Consider the following 23,250-nt stretch of genomic DNA (forward strand, 5'->3'; position numbering starts at 1 on the left):
GGTTTTGTATAAAACTTAGAGGCGTACTATAGTAAAAGTTGAAGTTAACCACCCAACAAGCTAATTGCCGATTGTGGTATTTGATTCGCTTGCGACAAAATACTTGTGCCAGCTTGTTGTAATATCTGGTTTTTGGTCATAACAGCAGTTTCTTTAGCAAAGTCCGTATCTTGAATTCGACTTCGAGATGCTGAAACATTCTCTTGTACATTCGCCAAGTTGCTAATGGTATGGCTAAACCTATTTTGTACCGCACCCAGCGCTGCCCGGTTAGAATCAATTTGCGCCAAGGCCGCATCAATCACCTCAACAGCCGACTGAGAGTTTTCAGAAGTAACACCTGAAATATCGATAAATTCAACTGAGTTCAAAGCACTTGAACCACCCGTAGCAGTGATGTTATTGCCACCAAAACCTTGGCCTAGTATTTGATTTACCGTAGCACCTGAGATGCCAATTTTGTCTGATGACGATAATTGTAATTCGGCTGAATGAGAAAGGGGGCCTGCACCCGAAGTAAGCATACTTCCAGCAGGTCCCATTTCAATAGAACCCACTGCTGAAGCCGTAACTTCAAAACCGTCAATATCCGTCGCAACAACATCAATAGCGCCAAGCCCACCGTTTAGGGTTCCATCAAATACAGCGTTATACCCAGCAGCTTGTAAGTCTTCTGTTAAACGCTCCATATCTCCGCCATACGAAGCTAACTGAAAGGTGTCCTCTATGCTACCCTCCTTAAAAATATTAAATGTACCTGCGTCTGCCGTTGAAAGACCTTGAATACGTGTTTTTAACACGGCTTGGGCGTTTACACCCGTTGAAGCATCAGTGATTTTTTTGGCTATACTTGAGGCACCATCGCCACCCGCATAGGTGACTGAGGTACCATTTATACTCCAAGTATCACCTGTTGTTCCCATATTTGCAGGTAATAGTGCCGCCTCAACATCACCAATATTAGTAGCGGGTGTACCTGTAGTGCCTCCACCCCTGATTTGGTGTGCTCCGATACTGTCGGCAGCCATATTACCTAATGTGACATTAATCGTTTCGTTAGCATTCGCCCCCACTTGGAATTGTTTTGTACCAAAACTTCCATCAAGCAAGCTGGTTGAGCCAAACTTTGTTGTTTCTGAAATACGGGTAAGCTCTTGCTGCAAAGCCCCCATCTCTTTCTGTAATGCTGACCTGTCGTCAGCACTATTTGAGCCATTTGCTGATTGCAAAGACAGATCTCGCATCCGCTGTAAAATACTTGATGACTCTTGCATTGCACCTTCTGCCGTTTGCGCCATCGATATACCATCATTAGCATTACGCTGAGCAACCGCAAGCCCATTGACTTGCGAAGTTAATCTGTTCGCAATCTGCATACCTGCTGCATCATCTTTTGCACTATTAATACGCATACCCGATGATAGGCGCTGCATGGATGTTGCTAAGCCCTCTCCCGATTTAGACAAGTTTCTTTGCGCATTTAATGATGCCGTATTCGTTATAACTGATAAGGCCATAATGTTCTCCTAATATTTTTACACATAGAAGCTCGTTACAACTCGTTAGCTTCTTTCATACTTATACAGTTAGCACAAAGTAGGCCAATAAATCTTAAGCCTTAAATAACAACGACTTAAAATAAAAAAAAACGATATACTGTGCATACATAACGACAAACATTATTGCTTACTTTATAGCCATTAAATTGACATTATTATTCTATTTCAAATTTCAGTTTGAATTAAAAACCGTCAATAACTTCCCTAGCCTAGCTAAAATTAGTACTCATAAATAAAAGCCAATAAAAAAGGAGGCCATTTGGCCTCCTTTATTCTCATAATACTTTATATTATTAATAACATTAGCTTTTAGCTTAACCGAGTAAACTGGTAGCCGCTTGTGGTATTTGATTAGCTTGCGATAAAATAGTCGTTCCAGCTTGCTGTAATATTTGGTTTTTAGTCATTTGGGCAGTTTCAGAAGCAAAATCAGTATCTTGAATACGGCTTCGAGAGGCTGTTACATTTTCTGCAACATTCGCTAAATTACTAATGGTATGACTAAAACGATTTTGCACCGCACCTAAATCAGCACGACTAGAATCAATTTGAGCTAATGCCGCATCAATAGTTTTAAGCGCTGATTGAGCACCAGCGGAATCGACACCTGAAATATCAATTGACTCAACGCTAGACAAGCCACTAGAGCCACCCGTTGATTGAACAGCTACTGTACCACCTTTACCAAAAATTTCATTAGCAGTAGAGCCTGAAATACCAATTTTATTCGCAGATGATAAATTAAGCTCTGAAGAAACACTGATAGGGTTAGCCGTTGTAGTAACTGAAGTTCCACCAACCGAAAACCCACTTCCGTCTGTCCCAGTAACATCCATACCATCAACATCCGTTGCTTTAAATGTTATGGTATCAGTGGAGGAATCATAGATCGCATCATAACCATCAGCCTGCATATCTTCAGCTAAACGAGCTGAATCTCCACCATAAGTGCCTAAATCGTAAGAATCATTGGTAGCAGCACCTTTATCTATGTTTATCACTGCAGTACTTGCAGCTGAGATACCAGAAATATTTGTTTCTAGCTTTGCTTCAGCATTAACGCCATTACCTAAACCATTGATAGTATCAGCAATGGTCGCTGCACCAGATCCCGCACCCACAGCCATTGTTGAACCATTTATATTTAATGTATCTGCCGTTGTATTATGGTTATTATCTAGCGAAGTAGTTTGTACGTCACCTAAACCAAGAGATGCAACTGCGCCAGGACCTTTAATTTCATGAGCGCCAATCGCATCAGCTGATGTATTACCCAAAGAGACATTAATCGTTTCATTAGCATTAGCGCCTACTTGGAATTGCTTAGTACCAAAAGTACCATCCAATAAACTCGTTGCGCCAAATTTAGTTGTTTCAGCGATACGTGTTAATTCTTGCTGCAATGCACCCATTTCTTTCTGCAGGGCAGCTCTATCTTCTGAACCATTTGAGCCATTCGCTGATTGTAAAGATAAGTCACGCATACGTTGTAAAATAGCAGAAGATTCTTGCATTGCACCTTCAGCCGTTTGCGCCATTGAAATGCCATCGTTAGCATTACGCTGCGCAACACCTAAGCCGTTAATCTGTGAGGTCAGGCGATTAGCAATTTGCATACCTGCTGCATCATCTTTCGAGCTATTGATACGCATACCTGATGATAAGCGTTGCATTGATGTTGCTAAACCTTCACCTGATTTACTTAAGTTCCGTTGTGCGTTTAATGACGCGGTATTTGTTACTACTGATAAAGCCATAATAGTGCTCCTAATTATTTAAAATGCTATTAGAAGCTTATATATTTCAAGCTTCTGTTTTACTAACAGAGGGTTGTACTCTAGAGAGTTAATTAACCCATAAATTTTCATCATCTACTTCTTAAGTGATTATTAACTTATCCCGACAGTCTAGTGGACATTATTCTGTCGATAACTCATCCTTACGTTTAGATAAGCAATAGCTATGCCAAAATCAGTTAAATGTAATTAAATAAACTTAACCCTTCAATTTGTTTAAATGTTTGCTGTGTTGCCTGTAGTGACATTTTTTGCTGTTCAAATAAAGACACTGCACTAGCAAAATCTAAATCTTCTATTTTCCCTCTAGATGATTGCAGCATCACACTTAAGTCCAGGGCGACATTACGCTGTACGTCAATCTTATTTAGAGTTATACCCACTTCAGCTCTTTTACTTGTTATGTGACCAAAAGCACCATCAAGTTGTGTTAGTAAGTACTTATAATCAACTTGAAGTTGTTTTGGATCATCAGTACCTTCAATAGAGTTATCAATCCAATCAATAGCTGACTTTAACGTATCAAACACACTTACTTTTTCTTGTGGTGTGAGCGAAAACTGATCCCCCGGCAACGGGTTGCCGTCTAACTCAACTTCCATACCATTGAAGGCAATCGTTTGCCCTGCAACAAAGGGAACTGGCCCGTGAGATACCACGGCTGCACCATCGGTTATAGTAACGTCGTCAACCACACCGTCAGCATCTGTATCTGTAAAATCAAAGGTTAAGTTGGGTGTCATTGCTGCCGCGTTATAAGCTTGTCGATCAACAATTTTAGCACTTTCAACGTAAATATAAGGTTCTTCTGGATCAGGGTCCGCAGGTGGTGTCAGGTTTTGAATAGCACTGGGAATAAAGTCTCCAACACTATTATCAATGTTCATGAATATATCATCGCCAGGTGTATTTTTAGTCACCCGAATATTTGTAGAAATTTGCAATTCAGCGATTTTATTATCACCTAAATAGGTAACCTGATTATCAGGTCCAGCACTAAAAGGACGTTGATCGACTTGAAACCCCGAGAAGATATATTCTCCGGTTTCGTTTTTTGTGTTGGCTATATCTACTAATTGTTCTAGGTTTGATTTAAGCTGCGCAGACAAAGATTTCAAATTCTCATCATCATATGCACCATTATTAGCCTGAATAAAAATGTCTTGAACTTGCATCAATACGTCTTGGGTATTGGACAACGAAACTTCCTGTCGGTTGTTATGATTTACCGCCTGCGTAATATTCGTTTCAAAACGTTCAATTGAACGTAACTCTTCTTTAATGCCACCTAACGATATATTTTGTATTGGCGCATCTTTAGCGGTTAGAACTTGTTTGCCTGCAGACAAATATTTAACCTGATCTTGTAAGTCAGACTGCATTTTACTCATGCTGTTGGCGCTAATTTGATAAAACTGTGAAGTAGAAATTCTCATAATTAATACCTTCTAACGAAGTGATGACAAAATAGTGTCAAATAGAGTGTTAGCAATACTGATGACTTTCGCTGAAGCTTGATATGCCTTTTGATATTTCAACATGTTCGCTGCTTCTTCATCGAGGTTTACACCTGAAATAGACTGATGCCGACTAATTGCTTGGTTAGCCATGGCGACGTCCGTTTCCAATTGACTTTCTAATGATGCAGCTTCCGAGCCGACAACAGAAACACTACTTGTCAGAAATTGAGAAAACGTCTGTGTATCATTTAAAACGCTGGAATTTTGTGTTCCTGCCATATCCAACATATTGTTACCATTGCCAACACCAAAAGCATCACCAATAACAAATTTTTCTCTGGCATCAGTCCCTAAACCCGAGAGTTTTCCTGTAATTTCAATTTCATAACCAGACAGTGCAACAGTAGCAGTACCACCAGTAAGGTATGAACCTGAAGCTAAAGGAGCAGCAGGTGGTGGGCTGGATGTATCAAATACTCTATATTGGAATATTCCTGGTGAAAGATTATCTTCATAAACATCAACCGTTAATGATGGAAATGTAGCCATAACTTGTGTACGAGCTGCAATCGGATCAGTAACTTTTGAAATAGTTACAGAGCCTGAACTCACATTATTATCATTAGCCGTAACATCTATAGGGCTGCTTGCCGCAATTGATTGAGGATCTTTCAATTCAATATTCATTCTTTCGGCACTATTTTGTAGTGGGCGAACTAAAAAACGATCATTTGCTTGTGGTGTTCCCGAATTTTCTTCAAACTGAAAACCTAATCCCGGTAAAGTAAATGGCCCTGCACCTATTACACCCAAAGTATTAGATGCCCCCGTCGTTAGGTTGTTTAAATTGTAATTAGCACCATCATAGATGACTTCATATTCATCTGTAGATAATTGAGAAACGTCAGTAATAGTTACTTGAGCAATCAATGGAGTCGGGTTACTAACATTATTAGCCGAGTGTGCTAAAACACGTTCTGTTGGCAGAGCTCCACTATTAATATCAGAAAAAATATCAGTACCCTGAAGCTGGTTTAAATCTAACCCTTCAGATTGTGACTGGTTTATTGTTTGGCTAATTCCCACAGCAAGAAGATCAATTTCAGATGAAGCTCTTTTTAGATGAGTGCCTCTAAAGTCAGCTAAAGCACCTAATTGTCCACCTAAATAACTCCCTTCTAATGATAAAGTACTTTTACCATTACTAATTGCTAACTGATTTTCTGATGGATCAGGATCACCAGCTGTTACATACATTGATAAAGGCGTAATTCCTGCTACTAATGTTTTACCATTACCTATCATTACGGTCATAACACCAGATTTGTCTGTTACTGTATCCACTTTTACTAGTTCATTTAATTCGCTTAACAAGCGTTCTCTTTGGTCTAATAAATCATTATTTTGCCCGACATTATTCTCGCTGTAACTAGAAGATATTTTGCTATTAATTTTGCTAATGTCTACTGCAAGCATAGATATACGGTCAGCCATTTGAGAAAACTCATTATTAATTAACTTCTGAGTTCCTGTTATTCGTCCTTGTAGATTTTTAATATCATTTGTTATTGTTTGCGCTTGATCTAATGCCATTTTTCGTAGAGAAGTATCTTCTGGTTTATCTGAAATACTATGTAATGAACGGTAAAAATTGTCTAAAGAGGATTCAACCTGGCCACCATAAATACTCATGGTTTGATCAAGTTCATTAAGCTGACTACTAAGTTTGCTACTATAACTTGCGTTGTTTGCTGTAACTGTTTGCTCTTTATAAGTAAATGAACTGAATACTCTTGAAATGTCAGAAACATACGTTCCAGTTCCTATATAATTCCGTCCACTTGTATCTCCTATTGAAGCAGCTTGCTCACCACGCTGAACAGTGTAACCATCAGTATTAACATTGGAGATATTATGGCCCGTCGTCGCTAAGTGTTGCTGAGCAGCCAATAGACCACTTACACCTGTTTGATACAAACTGACAGCCATAACATAAACTCCTAAACAATAAGTAAGACTAAACGTCCATGCATATCATTTAAATTATTAACTAAAAAGTGTCAAAACTAAGTGAATTAACACGACCAATAGCTACTTGTATGCATAAATAATGCCAAGAAAAATAAAGTCAGGAATTATGAGAGAAAAAAATTGTAAATGGAGGTAATACCTATATCCATGAAACTTCTCACTGGAAGCTCAGATATCAATACTAAGAATAAAAAAACTATTGAAGCAGTTTCTTAACTGTATTTAATGTACTCAATATTTTTTTAGCATAACTAGGATCAGTGGCATAACCTGCTTGTTGCAAGCCGTTTAAAAAGGTTTTTTCATCGCTAGCTTTATCTAATGCGTCTTTATAGCGGTCGCTATTTGAAAGGAAGTGAATATAGTCATTAACACTGTCACCAATGCTTTCATAGACTCTAAACGGTTCACGTTTTTTAACCATTGCACCTTGTTCGAATTCAAGTGTTTCTTTATTGGTTTTGTCGCCATCCCAACGTTTATCTGCTTTGATGTTAAATAGGTTATTAGAACTTTGACCATTTTCAGTTTTGATGATTTTTTGTCCCCAGCCAGTTTCTAATGCCGCCTGAGCAATAACCACTTCAAAAGGTACATTAAGCTTTTCTTCAACACGTTTAGCGTCTTTGACCAATGCAGTTACAAAATCTTTCGGTTGCTTATACTGAGGTTCTTGTAGTGCAAGTGTTTCATAAACTGATGGTTTATCATTTAACACACTCGTACCATTTAATGATGACGGGGCGCGTTGTGGCATACTAAATAATGTGTTTTGGTTGTTAGCTTGATGATCGCCAGAGTCATTAGTTTGACGATCTTTTGCAGAAATAAGGATCCCTTCTGCGACAATAGATTTTCCTTGATTAACATCTTCAGTTAATAAGCCATTATTTTTACTAAAGCGAGTATCGCTGCGTAAAAAAGACTGTGGGGTGAAACTTTCAGTATCACCCCCTAATTGGCGAACAATTAAATCAGATAAACCTAATGAGCCATTATTTGATAACTCTAGTGACATTTGTTGGTCGTGCATATCACGGTAGAATTTTGTACTTTCAGAATTAAATGGACTATCCGACTCTAAAACCTCTTGCGCTTTACGCATGCTTTTCATCAGCATTTGCATAAAAATCGCTTCAAACTGCTTAGCAGCTGTCTGCAATGCTGCATCTTTGGAGCCTTTATCAGTTTCTTTAGACTGCTGGCGAATAGAATTCAAGCCATTGATGTCTAAGAAATTCTGCGAGTTAGCTGTCACCGATGCTTGCGGTGAAAATGAAGATAATGAAGATTGAGTCGGTGAAGTCATAAGCGATAATGATCATTAAATAATGATCAATTCTCCTCGAAGTGCACCCGATTGTGATAAGGCTTCTAATATTGCCATAACATCACCAGGGCCAGCGCCAATTTCGTTAATAGCACGAACCAGGGTATCTAAGCTTACACCGGGGTTAAAAACAAACATTCTGTTATCGTCTTTGTTAACGTTGACTATCGATTGATTTGTTGCAACGGCATTACCATCAGCAAAGGCATTAGGCTGGGAGACATCTTGAGTTTCATTAATCGTAACGGTGATCCCACCATGAGTGATGGCTGCTGGTAACAAACGCACATCAGAACCGATAACGATAGTGCCGGTTCTTGAGTTGACAATAACTTTTGCGGCTGGACGTGAAGGCTCAAACTCTAGGTTTTCTAATGCTGCCAAAAAACTCACTCTTTGGCTTGCATCTCTTGGTGCGTTCACTTGAATTGAGGTTGCATCTATAGCACGTGCAATAAAAGTTGCCGGATCATTAATATTAGCGAATTCACTATTAATGACTCGTTCTAGACTTCTCGCACTACTAAAGTCAGAATCTCGAAGATTAAAAGTAATATAATCACCGTTAGTAAAAGGTGAAATAACTTCTCGTTCGACCGTAGCACCATTTGGAATACGACCAACTGTTGGCGTATTTACAATAACTTTTGAACCATCTAAACCTTCTGCACCCAAGCCACTAACGACTAAACTACCTTGACCTACCGCATAAGCATTTCCATCAATACCCATCAAAATAGTTTGTATTAATGTACCGCCACGCAAACTTTGAGCACTGCCCATAGAGGAAACAGTAATATCTATTCTTTGCCCAGGTTTAGTGAACGCAGGTAATTCGGCATGAACAGCCACCGCAGCAACGTTTTTAATCTTTGGTTTTAAATTTGCTGGCATAGTAATACCAAAATTACTTAACATCGTTTTAAAACTTTGCTCTGTAAAAGGACTTTGTTCACCTGTCCCAGGTAAACCAACCACTAAACCGTACCCTATTAGCTGATTACTGCGCACACCTGCAACATCGGCTAAATCTTTGATTCGTTGCGCATAGCTCATCGAGCTAAGTAAAAGTGATACAACTAATAAAGTCACTTTTATGTTTGTCGGAAGATTTTTCATAATAATACCTATTGAAAGTCTACGTTGAGTTAACGCTACAGTGGCCACCAAGAGCTAGTAAAGAAACTCGATAACCAACCTTGTTCTTGTACATCAGCAAAAGTGCCTGTGCCTGCATATTCGATGCGAGCATTAGCAATTTTACTAGAGATGATGGTATTACCTGCGCTAATATCTTGTGCGCGAATAACACCGGTTAAACGAATAAATTCATCACCGTTATTTAAGCTCATCCATTTTTCACCACGGATCATCAAATTACCGTTCGGTAAAACTCGCAAAACATGAACAGAAATATCACCACTTAAGCTATTGCCTTGATTAGATTTTGAATCACCTTTAAAATTAGAATCTTGATTATAGCCAAATTGTATCGCATCATTTTTAAAGTTTACTGCACCACCACCTAAACCAATAATAGGGTCTAAGCTGGCACCATTTTCTTTTTTCAACTCTGTTTTAGCGCTCTTTTGCGCTTGGGTACTTTCATTCAAAATAACTGAAATAATGTCTCCAACACGGTGCGCTTTTGAGTCAGAATAGATATTATTGACATAATTAACCTTAAAGAGTGAACCCGTTGGAATAATTGACGCTTCTTCCATTTCTGGCATAATTGGCGCAAAATCGGGATCATCAGGTAATGTTTTTGCCTGTTCAATACTGGCACAGCCCGTCATTGATAAAGACAGAATAAGTAATGCTAAGAGTGTTTTCATAAGAAGTTCCTTAAGCGCTATAACTGCTGATTAATATAACTAAGCATTTGATCCACAGCTGAAATAACTTTTGAGTTCATTTCATATACACGCTGGCTTTCAATCAAATTAACGAGTTCTTCTGTTGTATTGACGTTCGATGTTTCAAGTGCACCTTGAACTATCATGCCAAAACCTTCTAAGCCAGGTACCCCTTCTTGTGGTGCACCACTCACCGCGGTTTGAATATATAAATTTTGTCCTATCGGCTGTAAGCCCGTAGGATTGACAAAATTAACTGTGTTGATTTGACCCACGACAGCAGGATCCGGCTGCCCTTGCAAGGTCACAGAAACTTCACCATCTTGTGAGACAATAATACTTAAAGCATCTGGTGGAATCGTTATTTGCGGCTGTATTAAATAGCCAGCACCTGGCGTTACCATATTGCCTTCTTCATCCATGGTAAACTGACCATTTCGTGAATAAGATGATGTACCATCAGGTAGCTGTACTTCAAAAAAACCTTCACCTTGGATCATTAAATCTAAAGCGTTATCTGTGGTTTGCATATCACCTTGGGTATGAATCTTTTGTGTAGCGACCACTTTTGTACCTGCGCCAAGCATCAAGCCTGATGGCATTTCGGTATCTTGAGCTGAACGTCCACCTGGCTGATTAATCGTTTGATAGAGTAAATCTTCAAATACCGCACGACTTTTTTTAAAGCCAATGGTACTGGCGTTCGCTAAATTATTAGAAATTACCGCAATGTCTTTAGTTTGCGCATCTAATCCTGTTTTACTTATCCATAATGCTGGGTTCATAAATCACCTAAAAAATTATTTATTGAAATTAAAAAGCGCGTAATAAAGATGCAGAACTGGCATCAATCTCTTCGGCCGTTTTCATTAACTTTAATTGCATTTCAAACTGACGCTGCAATGAAATCATCGCGGTCATTTCCCCAATAGGGTTTACATTACTTGATTCAACCATGCCACTTTCTACCTTGACATTGATGTTTGCCTCTTCATCTTGCCCGTCTTTACGGCGAAACAACCCATCATTACCTTTGGCTAACTCTTGTACTCTTGGATTCACCATTTTGATTCGACCAACTTCTTCTTGTACAGAACTTGGCGCTCCTTCAGGCTGAACCATAATAGTGCCATCTTTGCTGATATTAATGTTGTTAACTGGGAGTGGTAAGAATATCGGTCCAGTATTCCCCATAACGAGCTCACCTTCAGCGGTTTCTAAAGCCCCCTGTTCGTTAAGGCGAAACTGGCCATTTCGCGTATAACCTTCGCTGCCATCTTCAGCCTGAACAGCAAACCAACCAGGTCCTTGAATGGCGAGATCTAAATCACGAGAAGTTTGCATTAAAGCGCCACTGTCAAAGTTTTGGCTTGGTTTCTCTGTCATGGCAAACACGCGAGAAGATAACCCTTCCCCAAAAGCTTGCATGGAACGCGCTTGTGCTAAGTCAGCCTTAAAGCCAGTCGTCTTAGCATTGGCAAGGTTGTTAGCATTTATTGCAAGCGATTGCATATTTTGTTTTGCACCGCTCATTGCGATATAAAGCATTTTATCCATAACAGTTCTCTGAAATTGTATCTTATCGTTAGAAATGCAATAACAGTGCCAGAAGAAATATAACAAAGAGGAAATAAAAGATAAGCGCTATTGTCGTTATTTGCCATAGACATGCGGCAATATACTAATGCAACACCTAATAGCTGCCATAGGCCTTTAATATACATAGATGTACTAGTGTATTGAAAGATAGGAAGTCTGAGAAGTCCCACTCATGAAGATAAAAAGAGACAAAACACTGGCTATGTTTTATCTCTTTATTTTTATGTTTATGTGAGGATTAAATTACGTTAAATATTTATTTATCGTATTTGTAAAATGGTTTGATTGAGTTGGTTATCAACTTCAAGTGCACGAGAGTTCGCTTGAAAATTTCGCTGGGCGGAAATCAAGTCAATTAATTCTGTGGTTAAGTTAACATTCGATTGCTCTAATGCCGAAGAATTAATCGTACCAAAAGTACCTGAACCTGCTTCACCTGCGAGTGCTTCACCCGAACTGATACTCTCCTTCCAAGAAGAGTTACCAATTTGTGTTAACCCCTGCTCATTAGCAAAATTGACTAACGAAATACGTGATAATGGCGCAGAAGTACCGTTGCTATAGGTTGCTCGAATTAATCCGTCGGTGCCAATATCTATGCCCGTTAATCGCCCTACCGCTAAACCATCTTGCTCTAGTGCAGTAACTTCGAAGTTTGAAGCAAACTGTGTTGGTTCATTTGGGTTTGGCCCTAAAACATCTAGGTTAAAATCAACCTCAATAGTTTGAGAAGCCTCGGCACCATTTGATAAAATAATACCACCGAGTGGTTCGGTTACAATACCGCCTTCGGCTGGCGTTGGTATTTGATTAACAAAGTCTCCTGAACTAGAAAACTCTAAACGGGCACCGACAACACCACCAGGAAATAACCCACCAGAGACAGTACCACCTACTGGGTTTGTTGAGCCACCGACAGGGTCAACAATGTTAACGGGTACCCCATCAACACCAGCAAACATCATCCACTCGTTTGGATTGGTTGATGGATTATCTTTAACAAAATAATAAGTCATAATATGACTATCACCTAGTGAATCAAAAGTAGTCACTGAAGTAGAATGATTAAAAGTGCCTGAATCTTTTGGATCAAAATTACCAGGGGCCCCTGTAATATAGGAATCTCCTGCAGGTAGGTTCATACGAATATCTACTTTGCTACTCGGTGTTGGAGCACCGGAAGAGGTTGGAATTAAAATAGGTTCAGCAGTACTTAAACTCACCGATGAAGAAGAACCATCTGCATTAACAGGAAAACCCAATAAGTACCCACCCCCGGAGTTAACAACAAAATTACTGTCGTTAAGTTTAAATTGCCCCGCACGTGTGTAAGAAGTTTCTAAACTGTCAATCTCAGGCACTGTTGCATAAAAACCATTACCAGTAATTGCTAAATCTAAAGCATTGTTAGTAAATTGAATGCTCCCTTGGGAAAATTGCTGAGCAACATCTGCCGTCAAAACACCGTCACCAACCTTAGTTTTACCCGAAGCAAGCAGAGACGATGCATACACATCAACAAATTCAGCACGTGACTCTTTAAAACCCGTGGTATTTACATTGGCGATGTTATTTGATGTAACATCCAAATCTTTTTGAGCAGCGTTTAATCCGCTCAACGCTATATTAAATGACATAATTGCACCTCATATAAAAACTGTTTATCTTAATTATTTCGAGTATTCACTCTTTCTTGAAATAACAGTGGCGTAAATTGAATTGCTCAATTTATCCTTCTGATACTTCCACCACATCTGCTAGTGCCATGGAACTGCCACCATTAAGATTTAATAAAATATTTCCACCTGCTCCTGCCAACGTCACACTATCGACTTTACGGTAAGTCATCGCTTGCAACTCTGATGCTTGCCCATCAACTAAACCTGCGATTCTAAAACGATAGGCACCTTCTTTAGCCGGCTCTCCGTTGGCCATTTTACCGTCCCAACTAAAGGTAAAGTCTCCTGCGGCAACACTGCCAACAGGAACGGTTTGAATAAGTTCACCTGCTTTATTTTCAACATAAATATTAACATTGCTAGCCGGCTTATCAGTGACCATTTTTCCTTTAACACTGTCACCTTCAGCCATACCAAAAACATTATCATCAACTAATACGCTACGCCCTACTAATGAAGAAGCTTGCAATGCTTGACTAGATGACATTGATGCGGCAAATGACGTAAATTGGTCATTTAATGTTGCCACGCCGTCAGTGGTTGAAAATGCAGTCATTTGAGAAATCATCTCATTATTTTCAACAGGCTTAGTCGGGTCTTGATGCGAGAGCTCTTTTGTTAACAATGCGAAAAAATCTTCTTGCGTTAACATGCCCTTGTTGTTGTCAGACTTTGTTATTTCTTCCTTTTGCCAGCGCATGCCATCTAAAGGTTTACTTCCACTAACTGTTTCCATTTTTCATTCCACCTTTAATTGTTACTTGCCAAGCTGCAAGGTTTTATTCAGCATGTTTTTTGCTGATTCAGCCAACTGAACATTTGTTTGATACGAACGCGATGCCGAAATCATATTGGTCATTTCTTCAATCACATTCACGTTTGGTTTATAGATATAACCATCTTTATCTGCCATTGGGTGCCCTGGATTATGTTCAACGGTTAAAGGTTTATTGCTTTCCACGATACCTAAAACTTTAACACCCACTCCTGAGCTATCTTGTCCAGCGGCAGCTTTTTGCATCTCTGCGGCAAAAACAGGGTGCCGTGCTCGATAAGTTTGATCAACACTGCTGCTAACACTATCAGCATTAGCAATATTACTTGCTGTGGTATTTAAGCGCACAGATTGAGCGCTCATACCCGTGCCAGATATAGTAAATACGTTAAATAAGCTCATAATTATTGCCCCGATCCGGTAATAGCTTTTTTCAAGCCTTTTATCTTACTACTAAGAAATTGAATGCTGGCTTGATACTGCATTGAGTTTTCTAGATACAAGTTTCGTTCCACTTGTGCATCTACAGTATTACCGTCACCTGTATCTGGTTGATTAGGTGTTCTAAACTGCACGCCATTGTTTAGTTCAGTGCGAACATCAAGATGTTTTTCATGGGTTCGAGACATACCTGATTGTTGTTTACTGGAGGCTTGAGCTAGGGCCGTATTAAAGTCCATACCTCTGGCTTTATAGCCAGGTGTATCTGCATTTGCGATATTACTCGCAATAACTTCTGCACGCTGAGCACGAACGGCAAGTGCTTGTGGGTGAATGCCAAGTGCTTTTTCAAAACTGATAGCCATAGTGTTACCTCCAAATCAATGAAGATAACCATACAATATTTATGCCATGTAGAATCTTTGAGGAAGGTTAATTCTTTTTCTGGTAAATAATGCCAGGATTACAACGAACCATATCAAAATTTTGGTTCAAACCTGAGAGTGATTCTGACGCACCAAGAAAGAGGTATTTTTTAGGGTTTAATACGCCTTCAAACTGAGAAATTATTTGTTTTTTTATTTCAGGTGCAAAGTAAATCAATACGTTACGACAAAAAACGATATCAAACTTACCCATTAAACTATAACTATTTAATAGGTTAAGTTGTCTAAAACTCACCATTTTTTTAATTGAATCTTTAACTTTTGACATGCCTTTATCGCCATCTTCAAAAAAAATTCTTTTGCGTTCGGCAGATAAACCACGTGACAAAGCTAAACTGTCATAATGACCATATTTACAATGCTCTAGCATCGTATTTGAGATATCAGTGCCAATAATTTGAACACCACCAGAAAACGCGCCAGGATTACTTTGTTTAAATTCTTGTACCGCCATCGCAATAGAGTAAGGTTCTTGCCCCGAAGAACTTGCAGCAGACCATATTTTTAAGGGCGTTCTTTGATTTTTAAATTCTGGGAGTAAGCGCTTTTTCAACAGTTCAAAGGGGTACTCATCACGAAACCACAAAGTTTCATTTGTTGTCATCGCATCTATGACTGCCGCACGCAACTGTCTTTCCACAGGGCTGAGAGTACGAGTGACTAAGTCACCCAATGTGGCAACATCAAATTTAGCCATTAAAGGCGCCAAACGGCTTTTTACTAGGTATTGTTTATTTTCACCTAACACGATGCCACATTGTTTCTCGAGAAAAACTCTAAACTGATGATAGCTGCTATCATCAAGCTGTCGGTCTGACACTACGATATTCCACCTTAAATTATTATTGTGCTAGTTTATTGGGTATAAAATACGCTAAAGAAAATTACGGGTTAATTGACATCTTTCGCTATTTCATCTTTCTTTAACCATTTCTTTACTGCTGTGGCTAATTCATCAGGATGAAATTTTGGAATAAAGTCTTCTGCACCTACTTTTGCAACCATGGCATTGTTGAAGACACCACTTAATGAGGTGTGTAAGATAACAGGCATAGCTTTAAGCCGGTCATTATTTTTAATTTCTGCAGTTAAGGTATAACCATCCATTTCAGGCATTTCAATATCTGATATCAGCAGAGCCACTTTTTCAGTGATTGATACCTTACATTCAGCATCTAAAACGAGTAATTGGTCCAAAGCATCTTGGCCATTTTTAGCTAATAGCATATTTAAGCCCAAAGGCTCTAGAGCACGTTTTACTTGATTTCGTGCAACGGTTGAATCATCAGCGATCATAATGACACGTTCGCCGAGACTTTCGCCAACAGTTGCATCAGCAACATCTTCACTTAATTCAGTTGAAATGGGGCTAATTTCATTTAGAATTTTTTCTACATCTAAAATAGAAACCATTTTTTTATCTATTTCAGTAACCGCTGTTAAATAACTAGACTTACCAGTACCTTCTGGAGGTGGCATAATATCTTTCCAGCTCAACGTGACTATTCTCTCAACGCCTCCAACTAAAAACCCTTGTACGCTACGATTATACTCAGCAATAATAACAAAAGAGTTTTCATCAGGAATTATTTCTGGTCCACCTGTAGATTTACTTAAATCAATCACTGAAATGGTTTGCCCACGAATATGTGCAACACCTTTAATGAAAGAATCTTGCCCAGGAAGTAAGGTTAAACGCGGACAAGGCATGACTTCGCGTACTTTGAAAACATTAATGCCAAAGCGTTGTGACCCTATTAAACGAAAAAGTAATAATTCAAGCCTATTCTGCCCAACCAACTGAGTACGTTGATTTACTGAGTCTAAAATTCCTGCCATACAAACCTCATTTTACTTAATTCACAAAAAGGCACACTTCTTGATTGTGCTTATATATACATAGTCGACGTTCAATTTTTTGACGTTTGGTGCGTATTCATCTTTTTTACTTGTTGTTAAGTTTACACATTAATTAAGCATAGACGAGTATTTTAATTTCCCTAGCAAATAGTTGACAAATTTATGAGCATATTAAAGATTTCTATCATTATTTCACTATTATTAGCATTTTTGCCTAATTTAACTTTTGGCCAAACAATTAACCGGGCACAGCTTCAAAATTTTGTCATAAAATTTATTAAAAATAATATTGCATTACCGACTCAAGGAAAAATGACGGTATCAGTCTCTACGCTAGATCCCAGAATTACCATTAAACCTTGTTTATCTGCTCTAAAAGCAAATATACCTGAAAATCATAATGGTAGAAACGTAAATGTCAAAATAAATTGCAATGATCCAACACCGTGGTATCTTTTTATTCCAGCAAGGATCCAAGTAGTTGTTCCAATAGTCGTCGCAAAAAGTATCATTAACAAAGGAAGTAGAGTTGATGCATCAAATGTAATCATTGAATATCGTGACACACTTAGGATCCGCGGTGAGATCCTCGATGATACCAAAATTGTTATTGGTACGAGAGCCAAAAGAAAAATATCCGCAGGTGCTATCCTAACCAGAAAGAATATTTGTTTTGTTTGCAAAGGAAGCCATGTCACGCTTATTGCAAAATCAGGAACGTTAATGATAAAAACTTCAGGTATAGCTCTTACAGACGGTGCGCTTGGTGAACAAATACAGGTTGAAAACGACAGCAGTGGCCGAACGGTAACAGGGCGGGTGTCCGCTATCAACAAAGTTGTAATTAATTTATAATAATGGTTAAGTTATTAGCTTATTTGCCGATAACAAGATAGTGAAGATCAACCCGTTATATTAGGATAGTATTATGGCTATAAATATCAATAACTTGTCAAACAATAATCAGGTAAAGCAAAAACTTGATCAACAAGTACAAGTAAAACAGCAAGCCACACAAAATGCAGCCAGCAGTGAACAAGGAAAATCTGCAGGTAAAGATTCAGTGTCTTTAACGCCACAAGCTCAGCAACTGAATGAATTACAAAAGAAATCGAATGATGCACCGGCATTAGACCAGAAAAAAATTGATCAACTGAAAAAAGCGATTGCCAATGGTGAGTACAAAGTTAATCCTGAAAAGCTTGCCGCCAGCATAGCAAATTTCGAATTTAAACTAGGTTAATAGTAAGCTGTTAACCTAATCACAGGAGTTTATAAGTGATGGCAGCGTTAGCAGCAGAGCAATTAATTGCCCAACAATTACTTAACCTACAGCAGCTTGAAGATCTGCTCAGCGTTGAAAAAGAAATATTAAAACAACAAGACCCCGAAGCTTTAGTTTTTGTCACTGAGCAGAAAAGAGTTTTGCTTGAAGCCATACAAAAGCTTGATGAGCAAAATGCTCAAAACATACTTGTTAAAAATGAAATAGCATCAGGTATTCATCATAAAGAAATTACTGAAATTGAAGCTATTCTTCTCCGTTGCAAAGACAAAAACCATATCAATGGTCAGATAATACAACACTCATCGCTTGCCGCTGAACGTATGAAGAACTCCCTACTTGAGAATCACAACCGTTCATCAATGACTTACAATAGTAAGGGCAAAAAAAGTGGTGGTCTCAGCAGTTTAGGTATAAAAGCTTAATGTACAATGGTTAATAAAGTAAACGTTAATACCATCGCCCATTCCCCCTAGCTCTTGCATCATCGTATTCATTCTGAATATAAAAAGCCTCAACTTAACAATAAGCTGAGGCTTTTTTATAGGTGCATTATTATAACTATTTTTCTCATTTACTGTCCCGTTCATTTGAACGGAAAACAAGTCAATAACACCGAGTCATATATCGCGTGACCCTTTTTAAAGGGGCGAACTAAATGTCTAACCAAATAACTTACCTAGTTTTTTCTTTACTTTATCTTCGAGCTTTTTCTTTTGCTTGTCTTCAAATTCTTTCTTTTTCGCTTTTACAACATCTGAATTAATCAGGTTATCTAAAGCTTGATCAGTCTGACTAATCAGTGCTTCAACATCGACTAAAGACTGCGCTTCATCATTACTCATTCCTAACGCTTTACTGAGTTTAGTATTCAAACCTGCTTTAACATCCGTTTTAAAACTCGTCAGTTTATTTGATACCTGCTTCACCATTGAATTTTTTAACTGTTTATCAAGTGGCGATGAAATAGACAGCTTAGGAGCCGTCATTTTACCTTTTGCTGTAATCGTTAACGATAATGTCTTTAAAGACTGAACTGTGTCAATAAAGAGCGTACTTAAATGAGATGTACCCGCACCACTATATTGAGTATTATCAAGGCTTAGGCTATTTTCACTATCAAGTTGATCATCAAGTAATGAAAAAGTCCCCTTTCCTGACAACAAGCCACTATCAAGTTGCAAAGTAAAAGCGCTTGATTCCTGGAGTGAAACCGCATTCAAATCAACATCTGAGAGTTTCCATATACCATTACCACTTAAAATACGCTGCTTGTCTAATGAAAAATCGAGTGCTAATGCTAATTTCCCAGATCCCTGTACGTTGTCGCTCTCAACGTTAACTACGCTGTTGTTGCCACGAACCCAGTGTTGATGTGTCAATTCTTTGCCGCTGATGGCAAATTCACCTTGCGGTAAAATCAAAGAAAACTTTGCCTGTTCAATCAGCACATCAGGTAAAGGTGTGTCATCGTTAAAATGTATATAGCGCCCTTCACTTGTTGTTTTTTCAGCTTGCTTATCCACTTTAGAAGATTTAATTAATGGGGCTATTTTTTGATAAACCGCATCGGCATAGCCAAAATATTCACGTGCTTGCTCACCAAACAGCATATGTGCAAAATCAGCACCTTCTACACTATCAAGTTGATACTTACTTTCAATGATTTTCCAATCAGCTGAAGGTGCCTCTTTCAATGCCTGTGTTTGCTTGGTCAATAACGCTTTAGAAGTGCTGACTTGTTCTTTAGCTTGTTTAACAATCGCTTGGTCAGCATCAAACTGTGCCTTCAGCGCTGTAAAGTCTTTATTAAGCTTTTCAAGATCGGCTAAGCTGTTAATCTTTATATTTGTGAGTGCTTCAACTTGTTTTTTGTAGTCAGCTAACGTGTCTTTATTAGGGAGCGTCTCATAAATACCTTGCAGCTTTTTCTTTTCTGTTTGATAGCTTTGTTCTAAAACTTTACCCTGCTTAACCGTTAATAAATCGCTATTATTAAGTAATTCATCCACTGCAGGCAAGCTAACATCAAGTCCAGGTAAAACAGAGTTGTCCGCCCCTTTGTTGCCATTTTCAACATTTTGGTCAATAAGAGTGAATACTTGCCCTGCCGACAATCTTGGCTGATCTATACGTAACTCCGCAACGGTTAAGTCACTGATGTATAGTTTGCCAAATAAGTATTGCCATACATCAACACCGGCTGACGCTTGAGAAAAACTCACTAAATTATACGTTGGTTTTTCTGGATCTGTTGCTTGAAAACCTTCAATATTGAGTGTTAACGGGGCATACATTATTTCAACATTTTCGACATTAACTTCAGCACCTAAATACCATTCTCCCGACTTCTCTATACCTTTCTTAACTAACGCATCAGCAAAAAAATATATAAAAGTCATGATTAATGCTATCACCACAAAAAAACCAACTAACCCTTTCCAGCGAATAAAACGACTCATGACAATTCTCCTTGACCAGAAACTTGGCAATAAAGACGATAAAACTTGGATGCTTTCAATGCTTTCACAATACGGAATTTTTCAAAGAAGGCTTTAATATGCAGACGATATTTTTCAATTAAAAAATTACTGATAAAATAAAGTGGAATAGCCAATAAACAACCAATTACTAGGGCACCTAAAGTGTAGGTATGATGTAGATGAGCGAGCTTGAACAATGAAAATTGGTAAAACGCATCAAACATTGATTGTAAAGATTCAGCCGTAAGTAATGACTCACCCACGTTAACAATTAACGGTGATAATAAGTAACTCAGCCCTTTAAAGAATCCCCAAGCGACTATAAATCCACCTATATTGACTCGTAAAAATAAAACAATAAACAAAAAAACGATATTATGTAAGGTTAATAGTGGAGATAAACCCACAATAAAACCTAACGCAATGGCCAATGATATTTGTCTAGTTGAACTTTCTGAGTTCAATGCATTAAACAGTTTAGCGAGTAATGAAAGCATTCCTTTTCCTTTTGTTGTTTTCTTTTTCTATAAGTGATCACTGTAATGATAATGGGTAAGTAACTAAGCGGTTCCTTGCCCAATAATTTCAGCCGACTATTCAGTGTCTTTGCGGGTAAATACCCAATCATTCCCTTGACTCAAATCTTCACTGTATTGATAACCTGCAACATCGAATGCTTTAAGTTGTTCTACATCAGTTAAGCGATGCTCAATAATATAACGTGCCATTAGACCTCGTGCTTTTTTAGCAAAAAAACTGATCATTTTAAATTGACCGTTCTTCCAATCTTTAAAAGCGGGAGTTATGATCTCACCTTTAAGGTTTTTCTTTTTCACTGACTTAAAGTATTCGTTTGATGCAAGGTTAATTAATACGTTATCACCTTGTTCTTCTAAAGCTTGATTAACGCTGTCTGTAATAATATCACCCCAAAACTGATATAAGTTACTGCCACGTTCATTCGCTAACCTTGTGCCCATTTCTAAACGATACGCTTGCATTAAATCAAGCGGTTTAAGAAGGCCATATAAGCCAGACAAAATTCTCATGTGTTTTTGGGCAAAATCAAAATCGTCAGCACTAAACGTTTTTGCGTCTAATCCCGTATAAACATCGCCATTAAAAGCTAATACTGCTTGGCGGGCATTATCAACTGTAAAAGGCATCGACCATTCACCAAATCTAGCGGCATTTAACCCGGCAAGTTTATCGCTAATGCTCATGAGTGTAGATATATCAACAGGGGTAAGCTTTATGCAATGCGAAATCAATGTTTTACTGTGCGCTAAAAGCTCTGGTTGAGAATATTTATCCGTAGGTAATGGTGACTCAAAGTCTAAATTTTTAGCTGGGGAAACAACAAGTAGCATAAAGGATCCGTTTATTGACTGTATTAGAATATATAAATCATATAATACAATAAAACCGCTAAACATGAAGCGAAATGATAAGCCAATTGAAATACCTTTAAAAAAATGTCAAACATACTTGCTATATATTGAAAATTTGTTACAAATATGGTCATATCAAGCACAACATCAATGATTTATCGCTTTTTCAGCCATTTATGTTGTAATAATACTCCAATCTCAAGTTTCACGTTAAAAAGGTAAAGGACATGACAAATCAGCTTTCACAATTAAAAAAAATGACCACAGTAGTCGCTGACACTGGCGATATTGAAGCGATCGCAAATTTTCAACCGCAAGATGCAACGACAAACCCATCACTATTATTAAAAGCAGCTTCATTAGAAAGCTATCAGCATTTACTCGCCGAAGCAGTTACATGGGCAAAAGAACAATCATCAAGTGCAGAACAACACGTTATTGATGCCGCTGATAAATTATCAGTATTGATTGGCTTAGAAATTTTAAAAACAGTCCCTGGGCGTATTTCAACAGAAGTAGACTCACGCTTATCATTTGACACCGAAGCTTCAATCGCCAAAGCGCACAAGCTAATGGCGATGTATAAAGAAGCGGGAATTAGTAATGAACGTATTCTTATTAAGCTTGCGTCAACTTGGGAGGGTATCAAAGCTGCTGAACAACTCGAAAAAGCAGGCATTAATTGTAACCTAACATTATTATTTAGTTTTGCTCAAGCACAAGCCTGTGCAGAAGCCGGTGTTTATTTAATATCGCCTTTTGTGGGCCGCATTTTAGATTGGTACAAAAAAGACAGTGGTAAAAGTGAGTACGCAGGCGATGAAGACCCTGGTGTTATCTCAGTCACTAGTATTTATAACTACTACAAAGGTAAGGGTTATAAAACAGTAGTGATGGGGGCAAGTTTTCGCAACATCGACGAAATACGCCAACTTGCCGGTTGTGACCGTTTAACAATTAGTCCTAATTTATTAGATGAACTATCAAAATGTCATGAAACACTTGAGCAAAAATTATTTAGTGAACAACCTACATTAGCCAGCCAAGACAAGTTATCAGAAAGTAGCTATCGCTGGGCAATGAATGAAGATGCCATGGCGACAGAAAAACTTGCCGAGGGGATCAGAAATTTCACCATTGATCAGATCAAATTAGAAAAGCAACTTGCTGAGCTACTTTAACAGCTAATTATCATACAGTTAGTTTAAAATAAGCCCTAAATTGAGCTATTTCACCATCAAATGTTGCGGTTTTTT

General features: G+C 38.3%; 22 protein-coding genes and 1 pseudogene. 4 read left to right on the forward strand and 19 right to left on the reverse strand.

What is annotated here, in order from left to right:
• Positions 1-44: 44 nt before the first annotated feature.
• The 16 genes and pseudogenes from H4J52_RS10935 to H4J52_RS11005 form a co-directional block, all read right to left on the reverse strand.
• Positions 45-1,172, reverse strand: a complete 1,128-nt coding sequence (locus H4J52_RS10935) for a flagellin (RefSeq protein ID WP_404851829.1) — start codon at positions 1,170-1,172, stop codon at positions 45-47.
• A pseudogene (locus H4J52_RS20480) lies at positions 1,155-1,517 on the reverse strand (flagellin); the annotation flags it as partial. The pseudogene H4J52_RS20480 and the gene H4J52_RS10935, both read right to left, overlap by 18 nt.
• A gap of 356 nt (positions 1,518-1,873) precedes the next feature.
• Positions 1,874-3,316: a flagellin gene (locus H4J52_RS10940; RefSeq protein ID WP_182176986.1), complete on the reverse strand. Its 1,443-nt coding sequence runs from the start codon at positions 3,314-3,316 to the stop codon at positions 1,874-1,876.
• Between the two features lie 218 nt (positions 3,317-3,534).
• Positions 3,535-4,791 (reverse strand): flagellar hook-associated protein FlgL, encoded by a 1,257-nt coding sequence (flgL, locus tag H4J52_RS10945; RefSeq protein WP_182224695.1) that lies wholly within the window; start codon positions 4,789-4,791, stop codon positions 3,535-3,537.
• 12 nt (positions 4,792-4,803) lie between these two features.
• A complete protein-coding gene (gene flgK / locus H4J52_RS10950) occupies positions 4,804-6,804 on the reverse strand; it encodes a flagellar hook-associated protein FlgK (protein ID WP_182176988.1) in 2,001 nt (666 codons plus the stop codon).
• Between the two features lie 238 nt (positions 6,805-7,042).
• Complete coding sequence (gene flgJ, locus H4J52_RS10955) at positions 7,043-8,155, reverse strand: flagellar assembly peptidoglycan hydrolase FlgJ (RefSeq protein WP_182176989.1); 1,113 nt, start codon at positions 8,153-8,155, stop codon at positions 7,043-7,045.
• 15 nt (positions 8,156-8,170) lie between these two features.
• Entirely contained in the window at positions 8,171-9,295 is a 1,125-nt protein-coding gene (locus H4J52_RS10960) for a flagellar basal body P-ring protein FlgI (protein ID WP_182176990.1), read from the reverse strand.
• 35 nt (positions 9,296-9,330) lie between these two features.
• Positions 9,331-10,014, reverse strand: coding sequence for a flagellar basal body L-ring protein FlgH (gene flgH / locus H4J52_RS10965; RefSeq protein WP_182176991.1), 684 nt, complete (start codon positions 10,012-10,014; stop codon positions 9,331-9,333).
• Between the two features lie 17 nt (positions 10,015-10,031).
• The gene (gene flgG, locus H4J52_RS10970; protein ID WP_182176992.1) at positions 10,032-10,820 is read right to left on the reverse strand and encodes a flagellar basal-body rod protein FlgG; all 789 of its coding nucleotides are present in this window, start codon (positions 10,818-10,820) and stop codon (positions 10,032-10,034) included.
• A 28-nt stretch (positions 10,821-10,848) separates the two neighbouring features.
• Positions 10,849-11,592, reverse strand: a complete 744-nt coding sequence (gene flgF, locus H4J52_RS10975; RefSeq protein WP_182176993.1) for a flagellar basal-body rod protein FlgF — start codon at positions 11,590-11,592, stop codon at positions 10,849-10,851.
• A 302-nt stretch (positions 11,593-11,894) separates the two neighbouring features.
• On the reverse strand, positions 11,895-13,271 hold the full coding sequence (flgE, locus tag H4J52_RS10980) for a flagellar hook protein FlgE (RefSeq protein WP_182176994.1): 1,377 nt from the start codon (positions 13,269-13,271) through the stop codon (positions 11,895-11,897).
• Positions 13,272-13,362: 91 nt separating this feature from the next.
• Positions 13,363-14,049 (reverse strand): flagellar hook assembly protein FlgD, encoded by a 687-nt coding sequence (locus H4J52_RS10985; RefSeq protein ID WP_182176995.1) that lies wholly within the window; start codon positions 14,047-14,049, stop codon positions 13,363-13,365.
• 21 nt (positions 14,050-14,070) lie between these two features.
• Complete coding sequence (gene flgC / locus H4J52_RS10990; protein WP_182176996.1) at positions 14,071-14,490, reverse strand: flagellar basal body rod protein FlgC; 420 nt, start codon at positions 14,488-14,490, stop codon at positions 14,071-14,073.
• Positions 14,491-14,492: 2 nt separating this feature from the next.
• Positions 14,493-14,894 (reverse strand): flagellar basal body rod protein FlgB, encoded by a 402-nt coding sequence (gene flgB / locus H4J52_RS10995; RefSeq protein ID WP_182176997.1) that lies wholly within the window; start codon positions 14,892-14,894, stop codon positions 14,493-14,495.
• Between the two features lie 67 nt (positions 14,895-14,961).
• Entirely contained in the window at positions 14,962-15,795 is an 834-nt protein-coding gene (locus H4J52_RS11000; RefSeq protein WP_182176998.1) for a protein-glutamate O-methyltransferase CheR, read from the reverse strand.
• 71 nt (positions 15,796-15,866) lie between these two features.
• Positions 15,867-16,814: a chemotaxis protein gene (locus H4J52_RS11005; RefSeq protein ID WP_182176999.1), complete on the reverse strand. Its 948-nt coding sequence runs from the start codon at positions 16,812-16,814 to the stop codon at positions 15,867-15,869.
• Between the two features lie 183 nt (positions 16,815-16,997).
• Here H4J52_RS11005 and flgA point away from each other — a divergent pair, with 183 nt between their 5' ends.
• The 3 genes from flgA (at position 16,998) to flgN (ending at position 18,545) form a co-directional block, all read left to right on the forward strand.
• Positions 16,998-17,690 (forward strand): flagellar basal body P-ring formation chaperone FlgA, encoded by a 693-nt coding sequence (gene flgA / locus H4J52_RS11010; RefSeq protein WP_182177000.1) that lies wholly within the window; start codon positions 16,998-17,000, stop codon positions 17,688-17,690.
• Between the two features lie 73 nt (positions 17,691-17,763).
• Positions 17,764-18,078: a flagellar biosynthesis anti-sigma factor FlgM gene (flgM, locus tag H4J52_RS11015; RefSeq protein ID WP_182177001.1), complete on the forward strand. Its 315-nt coding sequence runs from the start codon at positions 17,764-17,766 to the stop codon at positions 18,076-18,078.
• A 38-nt stretch (positions 18,079-18,116) separates the two neighbouring features.
• Positions 18,117-18,545 carry a flagellar export chaperone FlgN gene (flgN, locus tag H4J52_RS11020; RefSeq protein ID WP_182177002.1) on the forward strand — a complete coding sequence of 143 codons (429 nt, stop codon included), beginning with the start codon at positions 18,117-18,119 and terminating at the stop codon, positions 18,543-18,545.
• Between the two features lie 237 nt (positions 18,546-18,782).
• On the opposite strand, the gene H4J52_RS11025 is transcribed toward flgN, so the two are convergent.
• The 3 genes from H4J52_RS11025 to yaaA all read right to left on the reverse strand — a co-directional run bounded on the left by H4J52_RS11025 (position 18,783) and on the right by yaaA (position 21,973).
• Positions 18,783-20,582 carry a TIGR03545 family protein gene (locus H4J52_RS11025; protein WP_182177003.1) on the reverse strand — a complete coding sequence of 600 codons (1,800 nt, stop codon included), beginning with the start codon at positions 20,580-20,582 and terminating at the stop codon, positions 18,783-18,785.
• Positions 20,579-21,100, reverse strand: a complete 522-nt coding sequence (locus H4J52_RS11030) for a TIGR03546 family protein (protein WP_182177004.1) — start codon at positions 21,098-21,100, stop codon at positions 20,579-20,581. Before H4J52_RS11030 ends, H4J52_RS11025 begins: the two co-directional genes overlap by 4 nt.
• Positions 21,101-21,196: 96 nt before the next feature.
• On the reverse strand, positions 21,197-21,973 hold the full coding sequence (gene yaaA / locus H4J52_RS11035; protein ID WP_182224697.1) for a peroxide stress protein YaaA: 777 nt from the start codon (positions 21,971-21,973) through the stop codon (positions 21,197-21,199).
• 248 nt (positions 21,974-22,221) lie between these two features.
• On the opposite strand from yaaA, the gene tal reads away from it, so the two are divergent.
• Positions 22,222-23,175, forward strand: a complete 954-nt coding sequence (gene tal / locus H4J52_RS11040; RefSeq protein WP_182224699.1) for a transaldolase — start codon at positions 22,222-22,224, stop codon at positions 23,173-23,175.
• Positions 23,176-23,250: the final 75 nt, after the last annotated feature.

This window comes from Colwellia sp. MB02u-14, assembly GCF_014076915.1.
In the GTDB taxonomy this organism is placed as follows: Bacteria; Pseudomonadota; Gammaproteobacteria; order Enterobacterales; family Alteromonadaceae; genus Colwellia_A.

What these genes read in the sequence shown, in the direction of transcription:
- H4J52_RS10935 (WP_404851829.1), bottom strand. Translation starts at nt 1,172, where the DNA reads ATGGGGGCTTTGCAGCAAGAGCTTACCCGTATTTCAGAAACAACAAAG.
- H4J52_RS10940 (WP_182176986.1), bottom strand. Translation starts at nt 3,316, where the DNA reads ATGGCTTTATCAGTAGTAACAAATACCGCGTCATTAAACGCACAACGG.
- flgL (WP_182224695.1), bottom strand. Translation starts at nt 4,791, where the DNA reads ATGAGAATTTCTACTTCACAGTTTTATCAAATTAGCGCCAACAGCATG.
- flgK (WP_182176988.1), bottom strand. Translation starts at nt 6,804, where the DNA reads ATGGCTGTCAGTTTGTATCAAACAGGTGTAAGTGGTCTATTGGCTGCT.
- flgJ (WP_182176989.1), bottom strand. Translation starts at nt 8,155, where the DNA reads ATGACTTCACCGACTCAATCTTCATTATCTTCATTTTCACCGCAAGCA.
- H4J52_RS10960 (WP_182176990.1), bottom strand. Translation starts at nt 9,295, where the DNA reads ATGAAAAATCTTCCGACAAACATAAAAGTGACTTTATTAGTTGTATCA.
- flgH (WP_182176991.1), bottom strand. Translation starts at nt 10,014, where the DNA reads ATGAAAACACTCTTAGCATTACTTATTCTGTCTTTATCAATGACGGGC.
- flgG (WP_182176992.1), bottom strand. Translation starts at nt 10,820, where the DNA reads ATGAACCCAGCATTATGGATAAGTAAAACAGGATTAGATGCGCAAACT.
- flgF (WP_182176993.1), bottom strand. Translation starts at nt 11,592, where the DNA reads ATGGATAAAATGCTTTATATCGCAATGAGCGGTGCAAAACAAAATATG.
- flgE (WP_182176994.1), bottom strand. Translation starts at nt 13,271, where the DNA reads ATGTCATTTAATATAGCGTTGAGCGGATTAAACGCTGCTCAAAAAGAT.
- H4J52_RS10985 (WP_182176995.1), bottom strand. Translation starts at nt 14,049, where the DNA reads ATGGAAACAGTTAGTGGAAGTAAACCTTTAGATGGCATGCGCTGGCAA.
- flgC (WP_182176996.1), bottom strand. Translation starts at nt 14,490, where the DNA reads ATGAGCTTATTTAACGTATTTACTATATCTGGCACGGGTATGAGCGCT.
- flgB (WP_182176997.1), bottom strand. Translation starts at nt 14,894, where the DNA reads ATGGCTATCAGTTTTGAAAAAGCACTTGGCATTCACCCACAAGCACTT.
- H4J52_RS11005 (WP_182176999.1), bottom strand. Translation starts at nt 16,814, where the DNA reads ATGGCAGGAATTTTAGACTCAGTAAATCAACGTACTCAGTTGGTTGGG.
- flgA (WP_182177000.1), top strand. Translation starts at nt 16,998, where the DNA reads ATGAGCATATTAAAGATTTCTATCATTATTTCACTATTATTAGCATTT.
- flgM (WP_182177001.1), top strand. Translation starts at nt 17,764, where the DNA reads ATGGCTATAAATATCAATAACTTGTCAAACAATAATCAGGTAAAGCAA.
- flgN (WP_182177002.1), top strand. Translation starts at nt 18,117, where the DNA reads ATGGCAGCGTTAGCAGCAGAGCAATTAATTGCCCAACAATTACTTAAC.
- H4J52_RS11025 (WP_182177003.1), bottom strand. Translation starts at nt 20,582, where the DNA reads ATGAGTCGTTTTATTCGCTGGAAAGGGTTAGTTGGTTTTTTTGTGGTG.
- H4J52_RS11030 (WP_182177004.1), bottom strand. Translation starts at nt 21,100, where the DNA reads ATGCTTTCATTACTCGCTAAACTGTTTAATGCATTGAACTCAGAAAGT.
- yaaA (WP_182224697.1), bottom strand. Translation starts at nt 21,973, where the DNA reads ATGCTACTTGTTGTTTCCCCAGCTAAAAATTTAGACTTTGAGTCACCA.
- tal (WP_182224699.1), top strand. Translation starts at nt 22,222, where the DNA reads ATGACAAATCAGCTTTCACAATTAAAAAAAATGACCACAGTAGTCGCT.